The 19,294-nt window shown below is 47.3% G+C and carries 25 protein-coding genes and 1 pseudogene; 21 read left to right on the top strand and 5 right to left on the bottom strand.

Annotated elements, in window-relative coordinates; all coding sequences use genetic code 11:
* From SU32_RS12540 to SU32_RS12485, 11 genes and pseudogenes are all read left to right on the top strand, one after another.
* A complete protein-coding gene (locus SU32_RS12540) occupies positions 1-912 on the top strand; it encodes a copper resistance D family protein (RefSeq protein ID WP_144421127.1) in 912 nt (303 codons plus the stop codon).
* A gap of 11 nt (positions 913-923) precedes the next feature.
* Positions 924-2,315, top strand: a complete 1,392-nt coding sequence (locus SU32_RS12535; protein ID WP_053999717.1) for a multicopper oxidase family protein — start codon at positions 924-926, stop codon at positions 2,313-2,315.
* 446 nt (positions 2,316-2,761) lie between these two features.
* Positions 2,762-3,316 (top strand): L,D-transpeptidase, encoded by a 555-nt coding sequence (locus tag SU32_RS12525; RefSeq protein ID WP_201454946.1) that lies wholly within the window; start codon positions 2,762-2,764, stop codon positions 3,314-3,316.
* Positions 3,313-3,621 carry a DUF2933 domain-containing protein gene (locus SU32_RS12520; protein WP_053999715.1) on the top strand — a complete coding sequence of 103 codons (309 nt, stop codon included), beginning with the start codon at positions 3,313-3,315 and terminating at the stop codon, positions 3,619-3,621. Before SU32_RS12525 ends, SU32_RS12520 begins: the two co-directional genes overlap by 4 nt.
* Positions 3,618-4,106 carry a DUF411 domain-containing protein gene (locus SU32_RS12515; RefSeq protein WP_082376715.1) on the top strand — a complete coding sequence of 163 codons (489 nt, stop codon included), beginning with the start codon at positions 3,618-3,620 and terminating at the stop codon, positions 4,104-4,106. The genes SU32_RS12520 and SU32_RS12515 overlap by 4 nt, the downstream gene beginning before the upstream one ends.
* Positions 4,106-4,792 (top strand): annotated as a pseudogene (locus tag SU32_RS12510) (L,D-transpeptidase). Before SU32_RS12515 ends, SU32_RS12510 begins: the two are co-directional and overlap by 1 nt.
* Before the next feature lie 14 nt (positions 4,793-4,806).
* Complete coding sequence (locus SU32_RS12505; RefSeq protein WP_053999714.1) at positions 4,807-5,295, top strand: c-type cytochrome; 489 nt, start codon at positions 4,807-4,809, stop codon at positions 5,293-5,295.
* A gap of 2 nt (positions 5,296-5,297) precedes the next feature.
* Positions 5,298-5,837, top strand: a complete 540-nt coding sequence (locus tag SU32_RS12500) for a disulfide bond formation protein B (RefSeq protein ID WP_053999713.1) — start codon at positions 5,298-5,300, stop codon at positions 5,835-5,837.
* Between the two features lie 7 nt (positions 5,838-5,844).
* Positions 5,845-6,621 (top strand): DsbA family protein, encoded by a 777-nt coding sequence (locus tag SU32_RS12495; RefSeq protein WP_082376713.1) that lies wholly within the window; start codon positions 5,845-5,847, stop codon positions 6,619-6,621.
* A gap of 104 nt (positions 6,622-6,725) precedes the next feature.
* Positions 6,726-7,433: a TVP38/TMEM64 family protein gene (locus tag SU32_RS12490; protein ID WP_211097763.1), complete on the top strand. Its 708-nt coding sequence runs from the start codon at positions 6,726-6,728 to the stop codon at positions 7,431-7,433.
* Positions 7,434-7,536: 103 nt separating this feature from the next.
* On the top strand, positions 7,537-9,036 hold the full coding sequence (locus SU32_RS12485) for a multicopper oxidase family protein (RefSeq protein WP_053999712.1): 1,500 nt from the start codon (positions 7,537-7,539) through the stop codon (positions 9,034-9,036).
* A 21-nt stretch (positions 9,037-9,057) separates the two neighbouring features.
* On the opposite strand, the gene SU32_RS12480 is transcribed toward SU32_RS12485, so the two are convergent.
* Positions 9,058-9,624 carry a hypothetical protein gene (locus SU32_RS12480; protein WP_053999711.1) on the bottom strand — a complete coding sequence of 189 codons (567 nt, stop codon included), beginning with the start codon at positions 9,622-9,624 and terminating at the stop codon, positions 9,058-9,060.
* 76 nt (positions 9,625-9,700) lie between these two features.
* Here SU32_RS12480 and SU32_RS12475 point away from each other — a divergent pair, with 76 nt between their 5' ends.
* Both SU32_RS12475 and SU32_RS12470 read left to right on the top strand, forming a co-directional pair.
* Positions 9,701-10,267, top strand: a complete 567-nt coding sequence (locus tag SU32_RS12475) for a Crp/Fnr family transcriptional regulator (protein ID WP_053999710.1) — start codon at positions 9,701-9,703, stop codon at positions 10,265-10,267.
* Positions 10,268-10,411: 144 nt separating this feature from the next.
* The gene (locus SU32_RS12470) at positions 10,412-10,993 is read left to right on the top strand and encodes a DedA family protein (RefSeq protein WP_053999709.1); all 582 of its coding nucleotides are present in this window, start codon (positions 10,412-10,414) and stop codon (positions 10,991-10,993) included.
* Between the two features lie 38 nt (positions 10,994-11,031).
* Here SU32_RS12470 and SU32_RS12465 read toward each other — a convergent pair whose 3' ends face one another.
* The 3 genes from SU32_RS12465 to mntR form a co-directional block, all read right to left on the bottom strand.
* Positions 11,032-11,649: a transglutaminase-like cysteine peptidase gene (locus SU32_RS12465; protein WP_425394277.1), complete on the bottom strand. Its 618-nt coding sequence runs from the start codon at positions 11,647-11,649 to the stop codon at positions 11,032-11,034.
* Positions 11,650-11,775: 126 nt separating this feature from the next.
* A complete protein-coding gene (locus tag SU32_RS12460; protein ID WP_053999708.1) occupies positions 11,776-12,366 on the bottom strand; it encodes a transglutaminase-like cysteine peptidase in 591 nt (196 codons plus the stop codon).
* A 141-nt stretch (positions 12,367-12,507) separates the two neighbouring features.
* Complete coding sequence (gene mntR, locus SU32_RS12455; RefSeq protein ID WP_053999707.1) at positions 12,508-12,975, bottom strand: manganese-binding transcriptional regulator MntR; 468 nt, start codon at positions 12,973-12,975, stop codon at positions 12,508-12,510.
* A 223-nt stretch (positions 12,976-13,198) separates the two neighbouring features.
* On the opposite strand from mntR, the gene SU32_RS12450 reads away from it, so the two are divergent.
* Positions 13,199-14,008, top strand: a complete 810-nt coding sequence (locus SU32_RS12450; RefSeq protein ID WP_245625537.1) for a ZIP family metal transporter — start codon at positions 13,199-13,201, stop codon at positions 14,006-14,008.
* A gap of 32 nt (positions 14,009-14,040) precedes the next feature.
* Here the strand turns inward: SU32_RS12450 and SU32_RS12445 are convergent, their stop codons facing one another.
* Positions 14,041-14,949, bottom strand: coding sequence for a cation diffusion facilitator family transporter (locus SU32_RS12445; protein ID WP_053999706.1), 909 nt, complete (start codon positions 14,947-14,949; stop codon positions 14,041-14,043).
* 302 nt (positions 14,950-15,251) lie between these two features.
* Between SU32_RS12445 and SU32_RS12440 the strand changes: the two genes are divergently transcribed.
* The 7 genes from SU32_RS12440 (at position 15,252) to SU32_RS12410 (ending at position 19,267) form a co-directional block, all read left to right on the top strand.
* Complete coding sequence (locus SU32_RS12440; RefSeq protein ID WP_053999705.1) at positions 15,252-15,764, top strand: DsbA family protein; 513 nt, start codon at positions 15,252-15,254, stop codon at positions 15,762-15,764.
* A 14-nt stretch (positions 15,765-15,778) separates the two neighbouring features.
* Positions 15,779-16,261: a copper chaperone PCu(A)C domain-containing protein gene (locus SU32_RS12435; RefSeq protein WP_053999704.1), complete on the top strand. Its 483-nt coding sequence runs from the start codon at positions 15,779-15,781 to the stop codon at positions 16,259-16,261.
* Positions 16,258-16,863 carry an SCO family protein gene (locus tag SU32_RS12430; RefSeq protein WP_053999703.1) on the top strand — a complete coding sequence of 202 codons (606 nt, stop codon included), beginning with the start codon at positions 16,258-16,260 and terminating at the stop codon, positions 16,861-16,863. The genes SU32_RS12435 and SU32_RS12430 overlap by 4 nt, the downstream gene beginning before the upstream one ends.
* A gap of 75 nt (positions 16,864-16,938) precedes the next feature.
* Positions 16,939-17,451 (top strand): hypothetical protein, encoded by a 513-nt coding sequence (locus SU32_RS12425; RefSeq protein WP_144421125.1) that lies wholly within the window; start codon positions 16,939-16,941, stop codon positions 17,449-17,451.
* 115 nt (positions 17,452-17,566) lie between these two features.
* Positions 17,567-17,902, top strand: a complete 336-nt coding sequence (locus SU32_RS12420) for a hypothetical protein (protein WP_053999701.1) — start codon at positions 17,567-17,569, stop codon at positions 17,900-17,902.
* A 59-nt stretch (positions 17,903-17,961) separates the two neighbouring features.
* On the top strand, positions 17,962-18,522 hold the full coding sequence (locus tag SU32_RS12415; protein WP_053999700.1) for a L,D-transpeptidase: 561 nt from the start codon (positions 17,962-17,964) through the stop codon (positions 18,520-18,522).
* Positions 18,523-18,565: 43 nt separating this feature from the next.
* Positions 18,566-19,267 (top strand): L,D-transpeptidase, encoded by a 702-nt coding sequence (locus SU32_RS12410; protein ID WP_245625534.1) that lies wholly within the window; start codon positions 18,566-18,568, stop codon positions 19,265-19,267.
* The last annotated feature ends 27 nt before the right edge of the window (positions 19,268-19,294 follow it).

Here is a 19,294-nt window from a genome sequence, read left to right as displayed (position 1 = left end):
GTGGAAAACGTCGTTTCCTTTTGGAGCACAATAAGCGCTACGGCTTTCACTCCTTGGGGGATGGCGGCAAGCCTCGCCAAGTTTGTGATTTACATTAGCAGCTTGATGGCCGTTGGGTTATTGCTTTTTCGCATGGCCTTGCCGCGTGCTGGAGATGAAATATCCAATACCTTAAGACCCTTGGCTTTAATTGTGATCGTTGTTTCGGCCTTGTCCACGATAGCTCGTGTACTCGTACAAGCCGGTCGTATGATGGACGACGGCATCGCAGGCATGCTCGATCCAGAGATCATTGCGATTAGTCTCGAAGGTCCACTTGGCCAGTCGACCTATTTGCGATTAGGTGGTCTTCTAATGCTTTTGATTGCGGTGCTATCGCGCCCCGTCCGTGCGCCAGCTACTCTTTTTGGCGTGATAATGGTAGCTGGTTCCTTCGCTTTGACGGGGCATGCTACACGCGACCCTCAATGGCTTCTGGGTGGTCTAATCACATTTCATCTTCTGGCTGTTAGCTATTGGTTCGGTGCATTGCCACCGCTTTATAGATTGGCTCACCCAAGCAAGGATGCCGCTCATGCTGCCGAAGTAGCAGATAAATTCGGCAAACAGGCGAGCATTATTGTCCCTATGCTAATAGCTGCAGGCGTAACGTTCTCATGGTTCATTCTAGGCGGTCCTGCAAAACTACTTGGCACAAATTACGGAATCGTCCTGTTCGTCAAACTTGGGATCGTTTCAATAATCCTATTGTTTGCAGCGATGAATAAACTCAAATTTGTTCCAGATCTTGCTGAATCCCTACCGGGCGCAGCAATCCGCTTTCGTCGCTCCTTGCGATGGGAAGGGTTTGTCTTCCTTTTAGTGTTCGCAACTACCGCCGTACTCACAACCTCATTCACAGTTCCCTTATAAGGTCACGATTTATGATTTCTAGACGTAATGTTTTGTTTGGATTTGCCGGCGCTGTCGCTGCCGTTCAACTACCAACCCTTGCGCTTGCAAAAGTTGATGATGGGTATTTCGAATTAACAGCTGGGCCATCAAAGCGGAAATTGTATCGGCCAGATGGCGCAGAATCTGATCTATGGACTTATAATGGTTCAGCGCCAGGGCCAGAAATTCGAATAAAAAAGGGTGAGCGCGTCCAGGTCAAGTTCATCAATAATTTGGAAGAGCCAACCTCAGTTCATTGGCATGGTATACGCATTGAAAATGCAATGGATGGAGTGTCAGGCCTCACTCAAGAACCGGTTCAGCCGGGCGATAGTTTTGTCTACGATTTTGTTGCGCCCGATGCTGGTACCTATTGGTATCATGCCCATAATAAGAGTTGGAACCAGGTTGCTCGCGGCCTCTATGGTCCGCTTATAATAGATGATGTCGAACCGCTGTTTGATGCAGCGCATGATCTAACACTGATGATAGATGATTGGCGTTTGGCCGGTGAGGGTACGCTCGACGTAGCGAGCCTTGGATCGCTCATGGATTGGAGCCATGGCGGAAGACTGGGTAACTGGTTGACTGTGAATGGTGAACCAGTGCCAAAAATAAGATTGAACCGTAATGAAAATTACCGCTTGCGACTGGTAAACGCTGCTAATGCACGTGTGTTTGAAATCGATCCAAACAGCTTCAATGCGAGGGTCTTGGGCTATGATGGGCAACTGCTCGCTGAACCTCGAACATTAAACTATGCTCCACTTATGATTGGTCCTGCTCAACGTGTGGATCTCTTAGTCACACCAGAAAATGATTTCACACTTGATGAAATTTCAGGTGATGATCCATTTTCGATAATCGAGTTTAAAGTTTCGGGTGATGGAATGCCGTCAGCAAATCCGATCAAGCTGTTTCCTAATTCACTGCCAGAGCCCGATCTGCAAAATGCCAAGAAATTTACGTTGGACATGGCTGGCGGCGCCATGGGTGGTTTTGTGGAGATGGTCTACAATGGCAAAAAGCTGGAAGGCGAAGCTTTCAGAACAACTGGGCAGGCTTGGGCCTTTAACGGTGTCGCCAATCTCGCGGAGAATCCATTCTTTGATGTGGCGGCAGGTGAAACGGTAATAGTCGAAACGATCAACAACACTGGATGGGTTCATGCCATGCATGTGCATGGACATCACTTTAAGATTTTGAACCGTTCAGGAGTTGAAGTCGATGAGGACGAAATGTGGAGAGACACATTCTTGATTGGTCCTGAACAAACAACACAAATTGCATTTGTTGCCGATAATAAAGGCAAATGGCTGCTTCATTGCCATATGCTGGAGCATGCCGCAGCAGGCATGAATACATGGTTCAATGTAGCTTGATTGAGACAGCCAAGTTTAAGAAGTTGGAATAATTTCTAGAAAAGTGTATTATATTTGCATGCGTAGGTTTGTAGCGACATTGTTGGTGCTTGTTTTAGCAATGGCTTCTTTGCCGTTGCAAACTGTGGTTGTCAGTGCATCTGGTGAAAATCACCTGATGGAAACTGTTTCACACGGTGGAGCGGAAAACAAACTTGCGGATTGCTGTGAGATGCCGATGAGTTCCATGCATCACGGTAGCGTGCATTGTTCAATGGACTGTCCTGCACTGGCTTACTACTCTAACATATCTTTTGGGTATGACGCCGTACACTTCACCGCATCTGTGCGTGATCAGCGCATTGTTGAGACGAATTCTAGCCATTTCCGCCCACCGATTTTCAATTAATCAAACGTAGTTGGCGCCTTTACTGGCGTCTTTTCTGATTAGTGAAAAAGGGCATATCATGCTTACGAAACGTAGTTTTGTGCTTGGCCTTGGGGTCATTGCACTTGCTCCTGTCGCCCCGGCGGCGGCGCATAAAAAATTCAATTTAGACAAGAAATATCAACCGCAGACCGTTCGGTTTAAGGGCTATGCGGCCGGTACTATTATCGTCGATCCACGCAATCATTTTCTTTATTTGCAGCTGCCGGGCGGCAAAGCTCGCCGCTACGGTGTGGGTGTCGGTAAGGCTGGTAGAGCCTTCCGGGGCACTGCGACAATTGCCAGAAAAGCTAAGTGGCCTCGTTGGACACCAACACAAAATATGATCCGGAGGGAGCCTGAAAAATATGCAAAATTTGCTGGCGGTGTAGCGGGCGGTGCGGGCAATCCGCTGGGCGCTCGGGCACTTTATCTTTATCGCGGTAAAAGGGACACGATGTATCGGATTCACGGTACGACTGACCCATCATCTATTGGTAGGTCGGTTTCAAACGGCTGCATTCGTATGATCAACGCGCATGTTGAAGATCTATATGAACGCGTACCCATTGGAACGAAGGTGGTGGTGCTATGATTGAAGAAACAAAAGAAAAATTATCGCCCTACAACTACACAAGCGGCGTCCCCGCAATCCGAAAGCCGGAGCAGACGAAAGCCGAGCAAAACCATTTGGTCATGAACATGTTCATGATGGCATGCTGCATACCAATGTTAATTGGCGGGGCAATTATATTCTTCGCGATACCAGCCGAACAGGGGCTATCTGCAAGACTATTTGCATTGGCTCCTTTAGCCGGCTGTCTCGGACTGCACTTCGTGATGCATAAATTCATGGGCAAATCCTGCCACAGCAAAACAGACCAGAAAGATGCAAAATGACAAAATCAAATATTATCACCTCAATTCTCTTTGCGGGCTTTTCCACATTCGCAATCGGAGGGATTTCCCATGCAGCAAGTGGGCATGACGAAAAAACCATGACCGTTTTCAAAACGCCTTGGTGCGGTTGTTGCCAAGTCTGGGTCGAAGCGATTGAGAGGGCTGGATACACCGTAAAGGTCAATGATCTCGATGATCTCTCAAGCATTAAGCAGCAAGCAGAAATTTCAAAAAGCCTTGAAGGCTGCCATACAGCCGTTCTTGGCGGTGAACGCAAATATGTGCTTGAAGGCCATGTACCGCTGGCAGCCATTGAAAAGCTTCAGTCGGAGAAGCCAGAAATAAGAGGCATTTCGACACCCGGCATGCCCATGGGCTCACTCGGTATGGGATACGACGAAAGTGCCCAATACACAGTCTATGCATACACTTCAGATCCTGCTGCTGACCCGACTGTTTTTTACGAAGCTGGGCGAAGTGAATAATGACGGTGAACAAAACTCTACACCGAAGACGTTTTGTAGCTGGTTCGGCAAGCCTGTTAGGGCTTGCCGTCACCGGTTGTTCGACTACTGATGTCTTGTCAGACAAACCTGTTGAGCCAAAAGAGCCTTCAATTCCGCCAAACTATGTCGCTGCATATGGACCAATGCCGCAGGAAAAATTCCCTTTGCCAGCCGTGGACTTAAACAAAGTTCCACGGAAATTCTGGCGGCGGCAAATCGATTATTCGACGCCATATCCGGTGGGGACGATCATCGTCGATACGAGCACATTTTTTCTTTATCTGGTCGAAGAGGGTGGCACCGCGATGCGCTATGGCGTTGGTCTTGGGCGCGCGGGTTTTTCATGGTCTGGAGAGGGACGGATAGCTTGGAAGCAGGAGTGGCCGAAGTGGACACCGCCCGCTGAAATGATCGAACGCGAACCTGAACTCGAATAATGGAGCGCCGCCAATGGTGGTATGCCGCCTGGTTTAGATAATCCGCTCGGTGCTCGCGCGCTTTATATTTTCGAGGGAACCGTCGACACCCTTTACCGTATTCATGGCTCGCCAGAATACTGGTCAATCGGCAAGGCGGTCTCCAGCGGCTGCGTTCGATTGATGAACCAAGACATCATTGATCTTTACGCGCGCGTGCCCAAGGGCTCAACGCTAATTGTAGTTTAGGGCGGCATGGCAAAATGATTAAGAATTTCCGTTTCACGCTTTTCGCTTTACTCTGTGCTGCAATCGTTGCCGCTGCAGTCAGCTTCTGGTTGCTTCCAAGTCGGGCTGAAACTGTGGGCATACTTTTGCCCGACAATAGCGAGTTCGTTTCTATTGGTAAGCGTGTCTACCGCGAAAGCTGTGCGTCTTGTCATGGTGTGAATTTGGAGGGGCAGGTAGCGGACTGGAGAAGCCCAGGCGCCGACGGGATGATGCCTGCACCACCCCACGATGAAACGGGCCATACTTGGCATCATCCTGATCAAGTCTTGTTCAATATTACCAAGCTCGGTGTCGTTAAAGCCGCAAACTTGAAAAACTACGAGTCTGCAATGCCGGCCTATGAAGATGTGTTGTCGGACAAAGAGATCATTGCGGTCCTCTCCTACATTAAAAGTACATGGTCCGAGGAGACACGGGCCCGTCACGATGCAATGAACAAATCCTATAAAGCAAAGGAATAAATATGATCGCCGACCTCCAAAATGTTGCGCGTGAAAAAACCGCATCCGTTACGCTGATCCTTGGCGCTTTAGCGCTTTTAGTTGTTGGCTCGGCATGGGCGTTTCAGTTCGCGGGATACCTGCCTTGCCAACTTTGTCTATGGCAGAGAATACCCTATTATGTTGCGATACCATTGCTATTGGGCGCTGGTCTCATTGCGTTCGGCGACCGCTTAAGCAAGCAAGTGCTTCGAGCGGTCCTATTCACTGTGGGGCTCATTTTTGTTGGCAGTACATTGCTTGCGATGTATCACTCAGGCGTAGAGTGGGGCTTCTGGCTTGGGCCCATAAGCTGCGGTGCTGGAGGCAATTTCTCTACAACTGATGCTAACGACTTACTTGGTGCATTATCCACCACACGACCTCCGTCTTGCAATGAAGCCGCTGGGCGTTTTCTAGGTCTTTCCTTTGCCGGTTGGAACGTTGTGGCCAGCATCGGTTTGTCTGCTGGATGTTTCCTAGCGGCGGCGTCAGCTTCAAACAAATCAAGTAATCCAAAGTGAGTTCATCATGAGAGTTAACACAAAAGCCATTACGCGATCCAACATAATCATCCATCTTTTAAGAGGCTCGCTTATCATTCTTGCTCTTGCCTGGATGTCTGTCCCTGCAACAGCCGATGATCAAATGAGCGAAGACCAGATCAAGCAATTAGCGCTTGAAGCAATCATGGAAAATCCTGAAATTATCCAACAGGCTTTCGAGCGGTTAGAGCAGATCGCTAAAGAGCGCCAAGACGCGCAATTAGCATCTATTTTATCGGATCGACGCGATGAATTGGAGCGTGATCCAAATGCGCCAATATTGGGCAACCCTGACGGCGATGTTACCATCGTGGAGTTTTTCGACTACAATTGTCCCTACTGCAGACGTGTAAAGCCAGAGATTGCAGCGCTGTTGGAGCGCGATGACAATGTACGTCTTGTGTATCGCGAATGGCCTATTCTTGGACCTGGTTCGGTATATGCCGCGCGCGCTGCTTTAGCTTCGCAAAGCCAAGGTAAGTACGAAGAATTTCATTGGGCATTGATGTCACTTGAAGGCCGTGCGGAAGAGCAGGCTATATTGGAGACCGCAGCTTCAATCGGGTTGGATATTGAGCAATTACAAGCTGACATGAATGCGCCCGAGATCGACAGTCATATCGCTGTCTCAATGGAGCTTGCTGAGGGTCTTAATATCACTGGCACACCAACATTCATTATCGGAAAATCAATTGCGCCCGGCTTGGTCGAGACAGACCGTCTGGTTCAAATGGTCGATGAAGCAAGGCTTGAGAGCCAGTAGTCACATGGTTTTATGGAGATATTTGGATGCCGACTGAGTTACGTTTTAATACTGCTTGACCTTCCATCTGCTGGAAGGCGTATGAACGATTTCGGCGGACGGATTTGCCAATCAAGAATCGGATTTTATGGGTGTCTCACGCGTCTTCAAAGATAACCTGGTTAAAGGTAACGATCGTTCTTCTTGCCATTGTTCTACTTGGATATTTGTGGGCATCAGGTCTGTTGGGCTCGTTTTTCACTAGTATAAATTCCGATAATATCTCTGCTTGGGTTGAACGCGCGGGAAATTGGGGCCCGTTGATTGTCATTGGATTTATGGTGGCTGCAGTCGTTGCCAGTCCAATACCAAGTGCGCCTATTGCGATAGCAGCCGGTGCCGCTTACGGGCAAACGCTTGGCACAGTTTATGTCATTATGGGCGCATTTATTGGCGCGATGATCGCATTTAATTTATCAAGGTGGCTTGGACGAAATGCTGTTCAAAAATGGTTTGGTGAAAAAGCAGACAAAGGTCTTTTAGGTTCGCAAAATGCGCTGACTGCTACGATCTTTTTAAGTCGTTTATTGCCGTTCGTCTCATTCGACATGATTAGCTATGCGGCAGGATTGAGCGTCATCAAAACTTGGCGATTTGCTTTGGCTACACTCATCGGTGTTGTTCCAACAGCTTTTCTCATGGCGCACCTCGGAGAAATGGCGATCGATGGTGATACCGATCTTGCAATGTGGTTCTCAGCTCTTCTCGGGATAGCCGTTGCGATACCGTTTCTTTTGATTGCCTATAGGAAAATTCGTCCGGCAATCGCATAAAATTGCGGATGGATAATTAGTCCATACCACTCGTATCTAAGCCTTGACCTTCCATCAGGTGGAACGCGTACGAACTCTAAAAAGCGGATAAAGGAAAACGATCATGAATCGTCGAAATTTTCTACTCGGTGGTGGCGCGCTAATCGCATTTGGTGGTGCATATGTGCTAGCCGCAAATTCAGGGAAATTGAAAGTAGACTTGAGCAAGCGCACGGCTTTGAAAATGCCACCGCTTCTAGACACTACAAACAGTGGCAAGCTCAACCTAACGGCACAATCGGGGAAAACCGCCTTCTTCGAGAATATGGTGTCTGACACCATAGGGTTTAATCAAAGCTATCTTGGTCCAACGATCCGCATGAAAAACGGTGCACTTCAGGCTCAGGTCAACAATGAATTGCGGAACCCAGTGACAGTCCATTGGCACGGACTCTTGGTGCCCGGTGAACATGACGGTGGCCCACATATTCCCGTAAATTCCGGCGAAAGCTGGATGCCTCAAATGCAGATTAATCAGCAGCCTGCGACCGCTTTCTACCACACCCACATACATGGTCGTACCGCGTCTGATGTCTATGCGGGATTAGGAGGTATAATTCATGTGAGTGATAATCGTGACGAAGATCGCGCCATTCCGAGTGAGTATGGCGTAGATGATTTGACGATGGTAATTCAGGACCGCAGGTTCACGAGCCGAGGTCAGCTTAGCTATGATTTATCAATGATGGATGCAATGCATGGCTTTACGGCCGATACCATTTTGGTGAACGGGCAAGTGAATGCTGTGGCCTCAGTCCCAAAAGGAATTGTAAGGCTCCGCCTTATCAATGGATCTAACGCGCGCATTTATACGTTGTCTGCCGACGATGACCGCTCGCTTCATTTGATTGCAACAGATGGTGGGTATTTAAATAAACCGAGATCCATTGATACGCTTCGACTTTCTCCTGGTGAGCGCGCAGAGTTACTTGTGGATTTTGGCAATGGTAACACCATGACTATGATTTCAGCAGGTGATCCAAACACCGGGCCGGGTGGCATGATGGGACGTGTCCGCGGAATGATAGATAATGTAGTTGATCGTTCCTTCGTCGTTATGCCTTTTGTTGTTGATGATAGATTGCCTGTTAGATTTACTGCTGTGCCTGATCAGATAAATGGTGACGAACCAGATTTGGAAAACCAGGAAGTTGCAGTTCGCCAATTCTCACTGGATATGAACACTGGGTCTGGTGGTATGATGGGTGGTGGCATGATGGGCGGCGGTATGATGTCGAACATGGGCATTAACGGTCAGAGCTTTGAAATGTCTCGTATGGATTTAAAAGTTAAGCTGGGCACTGTCGAGAAATGGATCGTTTCAACCTCAATGCTTGCTCATCCGTTTCATATCCATGGCGTCGCTTTCCAAGTGCTCCGCGAGAATAGTGGCCAGCCGAAACCAGAGAGTATCGGTTGGAAGGATACTGTTGTTGTTGACAGTGTCACCGAAATGCTGGTCAAGTTCGAAATGCCCGCAAGTCAAGACAACCCATTCATGTATCACTGCCATATTCTTGAACATGAGGACCGAGGTATGATGGGTCAATTTACAGTATCTTGACCCCATACGAACATCGACAGTTTAGTGCGTCATTTGACCCGTTGCTATACCAAAGTGATGCGGTTGATGATGGGCACCAGTAACCATTAATCCAAAGAAGCCCAGTCCAATTATTTTGGTTCGCTCTACTTCCGTCGCTGGCTGCATCATCAATTTGGCACCATCGACCTCGTTGCTTGTTGAAGCCGACCAACCGTCCATTTTATCGAGTTGCAGCGCATGAGCAGAAACCATAGCTTGAATGGCCTCAATTGCATTGCCTTCGCCGGTTACAAAATACGTTATTGTAGCATCGTTGACCTGTTGTTTGACTTCAGCGTTTAGCGTCAACTCATTCATATCAACGAGATGGTCGCGTAATGCTTGGATACTAACCTTTGACCAATCTGTATCTGGGTCGGAATCAAGCATTCGTACGATCTCAGCCATTGCAGCGAAAGCTGACTGACCTGTTTCTGATGGAGTGTTCGCCGTTGACGTTGGCATGTTATGTCCATCGTGATCAGTATGCTCCTGCATAGCGAATGCTGTCACCCCGCCACCAAAAATCACAGCAGCAGAGATAGCCAAGACTGTTTTGCGGGTCATTTTAGTTCTCCTTTTCCCGGATAACCCTAGTCCTAGCGCCCTTGTTCAAATATGATTTCGATCATATAATGGAATAATGTTACCTAGCCCATTTAATGAACTCGATAAGAACGCCTACGCGGCAAAAACCTATGACGAAGGTGAATTCGTTTTTCGGCAAAACGATGGCCCGTATTCCATATATTTCTTGCAAACTGGTATCGTCCAGCTGGAGCGACATACTGCCCATGGTGATAAGGTCATTATTCATCGTGCTAGTGAAGGTCAGACGTTTGCCGAGGCATCTTTATTTTCCGAGGCTTATCATTGTGATGCTGTGACAATCACTCACTCACAAATCATTGTTCTTCAGAAATCAGCTATTTTGAATGCCATGAGGACAAATTTACATTTTGCCGAGACTTTAACGGCGCGCTTTGCGCACCAAGTGCAAGCTTATCGGCATAGCCTTGAGATCAGGTCAACACGCCCAGCCATTGAACGCGTATACACCGCAATAGCTCAGGGAATGCTCACGAGTGATGTCATCTCACTGGCAACTGAGATCGGCCTTACGCATGAAGCGACTTATCGGGCGCTTTCAGAATTAATAGCGGCCGGAAGAATTAGGAAAACAGCGCGGGGTAAATACTCACTTGCCTGAAAATATCAATATTATTCGCGATAGGATATTGGTGACTAAAATATTTGGAGTGCGCACTAACCTTGCCGGATCAGTTTAGCACCACAAATAATAGCTTAAGAGATTGTCACTTTTTGGCGAAGCATCAGTTTAAGGAGCGGATAAGTGGAACAAATTTTGACGCTCATCAATAACCACGGCACTGCTGTTTACCTTCTTTTGTTTGGATATTGCGCACTAAAAAGTGGCTCACTACCCTTGTTCGGTGGATATGCAGCCCAAGTCGGAGCGTTGGATTTGTCTCTGGTGGCTGCAGTTACGTTTGCTGGAGGGTATTTAGGAGATGAACTACGTTTCTTTGTCGCAAAGCGGTATGGCGCTGGTTTCCTTAAATCTCATCCCAAGCTAAAATCGAGAACGGATAAGGCAATAACTTTGCTTGATCGCTATGGCTCGGCATATATTTTTATCTACCGCTATCCAAAGGGCATGCGCACTATAGGTGCTTTGCCTGTAGGTATAACAGAAATCTCGTGGCAAAAATTCACGGCTTTGAATTGTGCGTCCGCACTCTTGTGGGCAACACTAATGGTTGGGGCCGGCTACTTCTTGGGGTCCGCAATTGAAAGGGCTGTAGAGCAGGGCTGGGGCGCTTTCAGTTTCGTTCTTCTACTTATTGTAGTTTTGATTATTGCGCTCTTGTGGCGCCGCATATTCAAAATTCCGGGGGTAGTGGTCGAAAGCTAGTTCAAAAGTGTTATATAAAATCTGACTGTTGAAACTTCTTACTCGGATTTCGTCACCGAACCCACTAGCGTGTCGTCAGTCGTTTCTATACTAACCCAATGTCCTTGGTGCCTTATAGACTGACGCTTTAGGTAGGTGTAAGGTGTCTGATCCCAAGACTTCACTTGATTTGTTAAATTATCAAGTATGAAGTCACCTCGGTCAGTTCTTGCCGTTAGAACTGCATGACCTTCTCCATCAGGACGTCGTACAACAGTGATCAGCAGGGAAGATGGCGAAACGCCTTCGTTAATTAGCATCTGTCGTTTTAACAGCACGTAGTCTTCGCAATCACCCGCTTGATCAGGGAATGTCCAAACTTCTTCACGACCATAAATATCCAGGTCGCTTTTTGGTTCTACGACCATGTTGATAGCAGAGTTTATGTTCACCATGGATGACCAAATCTCTTTGGTCAGCTTCACTGGTTTAATGTCAATACCTCGAAGCTGTTTGCATTCGTCAGGATAGGCGAGGCAAAACTCATAATGGCCAATCGGCTGAGATGTTAGCTTGCCGGTCTTCATCGGCTCAGCCAACGCGGATACAGATAGCGACGCGCTCAACAAGGTTAATCCTACGACGCAAATTGCTTTTATCACTAAACTCACAGTCACTCTCCGAAACGCCAATTAACGAAAAGTTAATCATTGTTGGAGAGCGGAGGCAACCAGCGAATTTTGTTGGTTAATATATAGTTAATCGACGGATAAAACCGAAAGTTTCGAAATCATAGCAGGGTATCAGTTTTGCACTAAGCTAACCCATGCATTAGGATTGGATTCAGATTGGCGTTTCAAATAATAGAGTTCCGCGTCTTTCCAATGCATCACATTTTGCTCGACGTTATCCAGAATGTAATCGCCCCTATCTGTCACAACAGTAAGAACTGCGTGTCCGCCGCCTTGTGCATCGCGTGCGACTGTGATCAATAACGAGCCAAGTGGGTAGCCCATCTCGTTCAGAACTTTGCGCTTTTGAAGTACGTAGTCTTCGCAATCACCCACGTTTTTTGGGTATTCCCAAAGTTCCTCAACGCCGAAGATCTCCGGATCAGTCAACGGTTTGACGGTGCGGTTCACTTGATAGTTCACATCGACGATTTCTGACCAACGTTGTTGCGTCAATTCGATATAAGAACCGCCGGAGGGACGCGCGCAGCGTTCTTGATAGCGCTGACAATACTCGTAGTAACCAATCGGTATCGTTGTTGGTCCGAAAGTCTGCATGCTGACCGCTGTCTCTGGCTGACTAGGGTTTAAGTGCAGTGCGTTGGCATTTGCCGAAATCGTTGACAAGATTAAGATTGCAGTCATCAGTGAAGCGCGTAGCATTGGTTCCATCCTCCATTTAGCCAGTCAAACTATGGCTATCATAAAGGGCTAAAATCTCTGCAAAATCAGATGCTTGGATTAAGAGTAAATGCGATTAAAACACAAATAATATTGGCAGGAATTTGTTTACTCTGTGAAACTTCAATTTTTGGACGCGCCATCAGAATTCAGAAATTTCTTAATCGCAGAAATCGTCTGCTCACTTACATGATGCTCAATACCTTCAGCATCAATGCTCGCAACTTCAGCTGGTACGCCCAGCGCTACTAAAAACGTTTCAACCAAGGAATGGCGCTCCCGGCAGTGCTTCGCCAGCTTAGTTCCCTTGTCGGTAAGGAATACCCCGCGACAGGGCCTTTGAACAATCATTTCATCTGCGGCGAGCCGTTTGAGCATCTTGGAAACGGTCGGCTGAGCAACGCCAAGTTCTCGGGCTATATCAACTTGCCGTGCCTCGCCATGTTTAGAAATCAAATCTGCAATGAGCTCGACGTAATCCTCAACTAGTTCCAAGCGGCGATTGTGACGCGTCTGGCGAAAACCATGAATTTGCAAGTCCGTTTCGTTGACCTTCTCTGCCGTTGTTGCCGTTTTCTTCAATGTGCTCATTGTTAATCATCTCATAATGTAAAACGTTAGAAATGGCCCAGCAGCCATCACAGTACGCAATCATGCCTACGCTACGCAAGTTGGTTAGGTCTTAAATAATATAGCCATTGCTATATTTTAAATAGGAGGCTAATTAGAATCTTTGGTCAACGCGGCAATTCTGTTGGCGCGATGGATCGAAAACAACGCCTGCTAAGCGTTGACTATTAATCGGGGAGTTGATGTGACCAGTTCCGAAATTTTCAATACATTAAATGGCTTGTCGCCAATTATGCTTGGCTTCCTTGGTAGCCTGCTAGCGGGGCTCATGACGAGTGTTGGTGCGTTGCCAGTCTTGTTCGGTAAAACTCCAACTCAAAAATGGCGTGATGTTTCTCTCGGTTTTGCTGCTGGCGTGATGTTAGCCGCCTCCTTTTTCTCATTGATCATTCCGGCATTGGATGTGGCGGAAATTCGCTACGGCGAGGGACCGATGCCAGCGCTTATTGTTTGCATCGCCATATTAATCGGTATGGGTGCGGTGGCACTGCTGAACGAACTAATCCCGCATGAACATTTCAAAACAGGTCGAGAAGGACCTGCCTCTGCATCACTGCGTAGGGTTTGGCTTTTTGTAATCGCTATCGCTATCCATAACGCGCCTGAAGGACTTGCGGTGGGTGTAGCATTTGGCGCCGAGGGTTTAGAAGGGGGCTTTCCTGTAGCCTTGGGCATCGGCCTGCAAAATGCGCCAGAAGGCCTCGCTGTGGCGGTTGCTTTGCTAGGCGAAAAATATACGGCGAAACGCGCATTTATCGTTGCTGCGCTGACCGGCTTGATAGAACCGGTAACAGGACTATTGGGTGCCAGTGTGATCGTATTCGCGCAACCATTGTTACCGTGGGGGTTGGCCTTTGCCGCTGGTGCTATGCTATATGTTATCAGCCATGAGATAATCCCGGAAACTCATCGCAGCGGTCACCAAAATCACGCAACGATGGGACTTGCTGTTGGCTTGGTCATCATGTTGTTCTTGGATGTGTGGCTCGGTTAGTTTCTAAAAAATCTTTCGGTTGCCCTGTTTGCTTATTCGTGACCAATTTTTGCGGCGTCCTCATGCGTATGCCTGAAGTTTTCAAACTCAAGTGTTGTGTGTTCGATGTTGAATTGATCAGCTAGCAGCGATTTTATCTTTGTTTTGATAGTTTCGATCTCGCTCAATTGGTCCGTCTCGACAACAACATGGGTATCAAGCGCGGCCATATTTTCCTCCATCTGCCAAAGGTGGACATGATGCAATTCTTTGACCCCATCTACTTGTTCAACCGCCTCAATAACTTTTCCGGCGTCAATATCGGGCGGGCTCGCGAGCATCAATATTCGTATTGGCCCACCGATCTCGGTAAAAGACAGATACAAGATATAGGCTGCAATACAGATGGTAATGGCGGGATCCACCCACCGGATATCGTAGAGAAGTATCAACGAGCCGCCAATAATAACTGCGACCGATGCTAGCGCGTCAGATAGATTATGTAGAAATAAGGCACGGATGTTCACGCTACCCTTCTGCATTGAATAGGTTAGCAGTGCTGTCAGGGCGTCAATGATCAATGCTACTCCACCCAAAACCACAACTGTCCAACCTGCAATTTCTGGCGGATCAATGAGCCGCATTGCGCCTTCATAGATTAGATAAAATCCAATAATTATGAGTGAGGTATAATTTATCAGAGCCGCTACAATCTCTACTCGCCCGTATCCATAAGTCATTTTTGAATCAGCTGGACGACGCGCTATTTTGCGCGCGACGAAAGCGATGACGAGCGATGCCATATCTGAGAAATTGTGGATGGCGTCAGCTATAAGCGCCAGGCTACCCGAGTAGATTCCACCAGTTATCTGGGCTACAGTGAGTAACGCGTTAGCAAATATGGCAATTCCAACGCGCTTATCTCCAGAGGCAGCGTTAAGATGTGAATGATCATGCGGCACTTCTCTTACCTCTCATATTTTGGCTTCATTTGCGAAAGGCAAACAGTTAATCCTAGAAACGTGTGTAACGGGCACAATCAATATCACTTCTTGAGTTATAAGGCGCTAACACTCGAAATTGTTCCAGTTGACTGTTGTGAAAAAATCTCTTGAACCTCTATCTACATGAGGTTTTATAAGCGTCACTGATTGCCTAATAGTTTCCCGCGTCGTTTTGCGCTCAAGGCCAAAGCTTCCAATGCTGGCAGATTGATATAGGTAATGAACGCCAGAGGGGATTGGTACGTCCATATTCACCAATTATGGGGCCAGAAGATGCGCCCGTGACGATCGTCGAGTTTTTCGATCCGGCTTGTGAGGCGTGCCGCGCATTTTACCCTACCTTGAAAGAGATAATGGCTGAGTATCCCGAAGAGGTAAACGTTGTAGTGAGATATACGCCGTTTCACGGCGAGGGATCTGAATTGGCAATTCTAATATTGGAGGCCGCGCGGCTTCAAAACATTTTTGTTCCCGTCAAGGAAGCGCTGCTAAACAATCAAGATGAGTGGGCCTCCCATGGCGCGCCTGACACCAGAAAAATATTAGAGATTGCTGCTGACGCTGGACTTAATATGGAGGAGGCGCTCACGCAAATTAAGTCTCCCAGTATCGTGGGTATTCTCAATCAAGACAAAGCTGATGTGCAGACCGTTGGCGTCAGGCAGACACCAACATTTTTTGTCAATGGGAAACCTTTGGCTGAGTTTGGTGCAAAACAACTTATTGCGCAGGTACGTGCAGCTGTTGAGCAATCACGTGAAACTAGTAAGTGAAGGTGAGCACAGTGATGAGGTATTTATCACTAAATGCGAGAGTAATTGCGACCTTCATTGCCATAATGCTCCCGAGCGTTTTGTCGGCTCAAGAAGTTATTCAGAGTGAGCTAGTCCAGGTTTCCTCATCGTGGGCTAGAGCCAGTGTTGGGACGATGAGGCCCACAGCAGCATATTTGACCGTTGTTAATACAGGTGAGCAGATGATCACTATTACTGGTGTTGTGTCTGAAATTGCGGGTCGAAGTTCAATCCACGAAACGTCGGTAAGCGCTGAGGGTGTAGGAACGATGAAACCTGTGAAAGAGGTGCATTTATCGCCCGGCGGAACATTAGAGTTTAAGCCTGGAAGTTATCACATCATGCTTATGGAACTTAATGAGCCACTTTTGGAAGGGGCTTCCACTTCTATGTCTCTCATGTTTGAAGACGGCTCGCAGAAGCTGTTTAGTGTTCCAATCTTGAGTATCGGCGCTCGTAGCGCAGACGCCAAATGACGTCAGCTTTTAAGTCCGCCGGAATTGCTATCTGTTTTGTAACCGTTCTCATCGCCTTTGGGTGGTGGCAGGTTGATGGACCCGGCAAAAAAGACGAGCCCAGAAACATACCAGTTTCGCTGACTAACATGGACTTTCAGATGACAAATCATTTGGGGCTTGCGGTTCATCCAAGAGAACTGGTCGGTATGCCTACAATGGTGTTTTTCGGTTTCACCTTTTGCCCAGATATCTGCCCAACAACGTTGAACGATATTTCATCATGGATATCAGCGCTGGGCGATGATGCGAAGTCTTTGAACGTGGTTTTCATCACAGTAGACCCTGAACGCGATAATGTGGACGCTGTGGCCGAATATCTCAGTTATTTCAATCCAACGGTTAAGGGCTGGGTCGGCAATCAGGCGCAACTTCGTGAGGCAGCGAAATTATTCGGCATAACCTACAAACGCGTTGAAACAGGCGACGGCGAATATACAATTGATCATACATCAGGCGTATATCTCTTTCGTGCGGATGGTCGCTTTGCGCGCACAATCGATTATCATGAGTCTAGAGAACAGGCTTTGCCGAAAATAAAACGAACCATTTTCGAACGGTAGAATATCAGGCCGAATTGGTTGCTAGTGTCAATCAGCGACACCGCACCCGTTGATATCGACAGATGGGAATTAGAAATGAAATCCAAGTTCGGCGTCAGTCGCTTTGTGGCCCTGCTGTTCCTGATGTTGTCAACTGGGGCAGGCCATACAGCCTCGGACTCAAAATTGATGTTGAATGATACTATAGCGCTCGAACACCTCGAAATAATAAGACCATTGCGAGGTGCGCCGAATGCACAAGCGTATTTCACCATTTGGAACGGCACCGAACGGGGTATCTACTTAGCCAAAATTACCAATCAATCCGGTCTAATTTTCACTCTTCAAAAATCAATAGAACTAGATGGAAACTTACAATGGCAAAACGTCTCTATGCCAAAAGTGATTCCACCAAAAAGCGAATTTACCGCTAAGGCCGATTCATTTCGTCTTATTGTCGATGCTGCTGTACTCAATAATGCTAACGCCGATAAGCTCCGTATGCTGTTTAAATTTGTCGACGGGCAGCCAGTCGAAGCATCCGCAAGTGTTTTACCGTTTGGCACCCCTCCTACAGATCATCACCATGGATTGCTCGATGGAAAATGAGTTCGCCAAATAGGAATTGTGCCAAAACTGCAACAGAATTAGTCTGCAAAAACTCAAAATCTATTTCACGCAAATGTTTACTGCGTGTTGACCATAATCGCGGTATAGAGACTTCATGGTTTTAAAAAGCTCAAATGTTCTATTGTGTGCGCTCATGCTTCTAACAAGTATGATTTTTTCTATGCATGCAGCAAAGGCGGCCTTTGAGCATCCGTCCATCAAAGATGTTGGGCATTCTTCGACCGTTGTAGCTGAAACAGATTTTGCAAGTCCACAGTCACTTGATATTGATGCCGACAGTAATGAACACTGCTTAACGCACGCAGTATTCATGATGCCTGATGAAGTAGGACAGGATTTCGTCATCACATCACATATTGAAAATACGATAGGTTTTGAAATCGTGCTTTCTGAAAATTTTTTCAACTTGCTACGCCCTCCAAAAGTTTAAGTCGGGTTCATCAATACCGGCACGTCCGGAGGACTTTCATTTACTTTTGGAGACATTCAATGCTTTCTCGCAGATCTATTCTATGCGGCTTAGCCGCGACAACACTATCATTTAAACCAATTACCGCGTTTGCGTACAAAAAAGATGCCAATGTAGCTTCTAAATATCAGCCGCAAACCGTAAAATACTCTGGTTACAAGCCGGGTACTATTGTGGTCGATACTAAAAACCATTTTCTCTATCTTCAACTTCGAAACGGTAAAGCTCGGCGTTACGGTATTGGAGTAGGACGTGCGGGCCTCAGGTTCAAAGGCAAAGCTACTATTGCTCGCAAGGCAAAGTGGCCGCGTTGGACGCCAACTCAAAACATGATCAAGCGCGAACCGCAGAAATATGCAAAATTTGCTGGCGGCGTACCCGGCGGCCCCAAAAATCCGTTGGGCGCAAGGGCTTTGTATTTATACAAAAATGGACGAGACACATTATACCGAATTCACGGAACCACTCAGCCCTCATCAATCGGTCAGTCAGTTTCCAATGGATGTATTCGTATGATCAACGCCCATGTTGAAGACTTATACGAGCGTGTTTCACTCGGGGCGCAAGTAGTGGTCATCTAGATACTAGAGCCGATCAAAATTCATTTAATAGCCGTAACCTCCGATGTTGGTTGCGGCACAATTTAAAGTTTATATCATGATTAAAAGACGCCAATTTCTAACCGGTTCGGCTGCATTGTCTATTATGCCGCTTGCCGCATGCTCAACGACCACCGAAGCCTTGGATCCAACGGTAAGAAGTGAACCGAGTGTTCCTTCAAATTATAAGTCAATGTACGGCCCGTTACCGAAGGAACGGTTTCCTATTCCCGGGATTGATCTTGACCGTGTTCCAAGAAAGTTTTGGCGCCGGGAGGTGAGTTTTCCGACCAAGTATCCTGTTGGCACAATCATTGTTGATACAAGTTCATATTACCTACATTTGGTGCAAGCAAATGGGAAGGCGATGCGGTACGGTGTAGGCTTGGGGCGCCAAGGCTTCGAATGGTCTGGCGAAGGCGTAATCCAATGGAAACAAAAGTGGCCTACGTGGACACCGCCAGCAGAAATGATTTCAAGACAGCCTGAGCTTGAAAAGTGGAGTGCGGCGAATGGTGGTCAGCCGCCAGGATTAGGCAATGCCTTGGGAGCAAGGGCGCTTTATATTTTCCAGGATGGAAAAGACACACTTTATCGTATTCATGGCACACCGGAATTTTGGACGATCGGGAAGTCCGTATCCAGCGGTTGTGTCAGAATGATAAACCACGACGTCATTGACCTCTATGGGCGTGCGTCAGGAAAAAACCGACTTGTTGTACTGTGACTTATTTATCGACGCAGCTGATTATAG

It is taken from the genome of Ahrensia marina (assembly GCF_001293565.1).
Taxonomy (GTDB): Bacteria; Pseudomonadota; Alphaproteobacteria; order Rhizobiales; family Rhizobiaceae; genus Ahrensia; species Ahrensia marina.
This window is presented reverse-complemented; position numbering and strand designations above follow the sequence as displayed.

What these genes read in the sequence shown, in the direction of transcription:
- SU32_RS12500 (WP_053999713.1), top strand. Translation starts at nt 5,298, where the DNA reads ATGATCGCCGACCTCCAAAATGTTGCGCGTGAAAAAACCGCATCCGTT.
- SU32_RS12440 (WP_053999705.1), top strand. Translation starts at nt 15,252, where the DNA reads ATGGGGCCAGAAGATGCGCCCGTGACGATCGTCGAGTTTTTCGATCCG.
- mntR (WP_053999707.1), bottom strand. Translation starts at nt 12,975, where the DNA reads ATGAGCACATTGAAGAAAACGGCAACAACGGCAGAGAAGGTCAACGAA.
- SU32_RS12515 (WP_082376715.1), top strand. Translation starts at nt 3,618, where the DNA reads ATGACAAAATCAAATATTATCACCTCAATTCTCTTTGCGGGCTTTTCC.
- SU32_RS12475 (WP_053999710.1), top strand. Translation starts at nt 9,701, where the DNA reads ATGTTACCTAGCCCATTTAATGAACTCGATAAGAACGCCTACGCGGCA.
- SU32_RS12460 (WP_053999708.1), bottom strand. Translation starts at nt 12,366, where the DNA reads ATGCTACGCGCTTCACTGATGACTGCAATCTTAATCTTGTCAACGATT.
- SU32_RS12420 (WP_053999701.1), top strand. Translation starts at nt 17,567, where the DNA reads ATGGTTTTAAAAAGCTCAAATGTTCTATTGTGTGCGCTCATGCTTCTA.
- SU32_RS12435 (WP_053999704.1), top strand. Translation starts at nt 15,779, where the DNA reads ATGAGGTATTTATCACTAAATGCGAGAGTAATTGCGACCTTCATTGCC.
- SU32_RS12535 (WP_053999717.1), top strand. Translation starts at nt 924, where the DNA reads ATGATTTCTAGACGTAATGTTTTGTTTGGATTTGCCGGCGCTGTCGCT.
- SU32_RS12430 (WP_053999703.1), top strand. Translation starts at nt 16,258, where the DNA reads ATGACGTCAGCTTTTAAGTCCGCCGGAATTGCTATCTGTTTTGTAACC.
- SU32_RS12410 (WP_245625534.1), top strand. Translation starts at nt 18,566, where the DNA reads ATGTTGGTTGCGGCACAATTTAAAGTTTATATCATGATTAAAAGACGC.
- SU32_RS12480 (WP_053999711.1), bottom strand. Translation starts at nt 9,624, where the DNA reads ATGACCCGCAAAACAGTCTTGGCTATCTCTGCTGCTGTGATTTTTGGT.
- SU32_RS12495 (WP_082376713.1), top strand. Translation starts at nt 5,845, where the DNA reads ATGAGAGTTAACACAAAAGCCATTACGCGATCCAACATAATCATCCAT.
- SU32_RS12505 (WP_053999714.1), top strand. Translation starts at nt 4,807, where the DNA reads ATGATTAAGAATTTCCGTTTCACGCTTTTCGCTTTACTCTGTGCTGCA.
- SU32_RS12415 (WP_053999700.1), top strand. Translation starts at nt 17,962, where the DNA reads ATGCTTTCTCGCAGATCTATTCTATGCGGCTTAGCCGCGACAACACTA.
- SU32_RS12425 (WP_144421125.1), top strand. Translation starts at nt 16,939, where the DNA reads ATGAAATCCAAGTTCGGCGTCAGTCGCTTTGTGGCCCTGCTGTTCCTG.
- SU32_RS12525 (WP_201454946.1), top strand. Translation starts at nt 2,762, where the DNA reads ATGCTTACGAAACGTAGTTTTGTGCTTGGCCTTGGGGTCATTGCACTT.
- SU32_RS12520 (WP_053999715.1), top strand. Translation starts at nt 3,313, where the DNA reads ATGATTGAAGAAACAAAAGAAAAATTATCGCCCTACAACTACACAAGC.
- SU32_RS12485 (WP_053999712.1), top strand. Translation starts at nt 7,537, where the DNA reads ATGAATCGTCGAAATTTTCTACTCGGTGGTGGCGCGCTAATCGCATTT.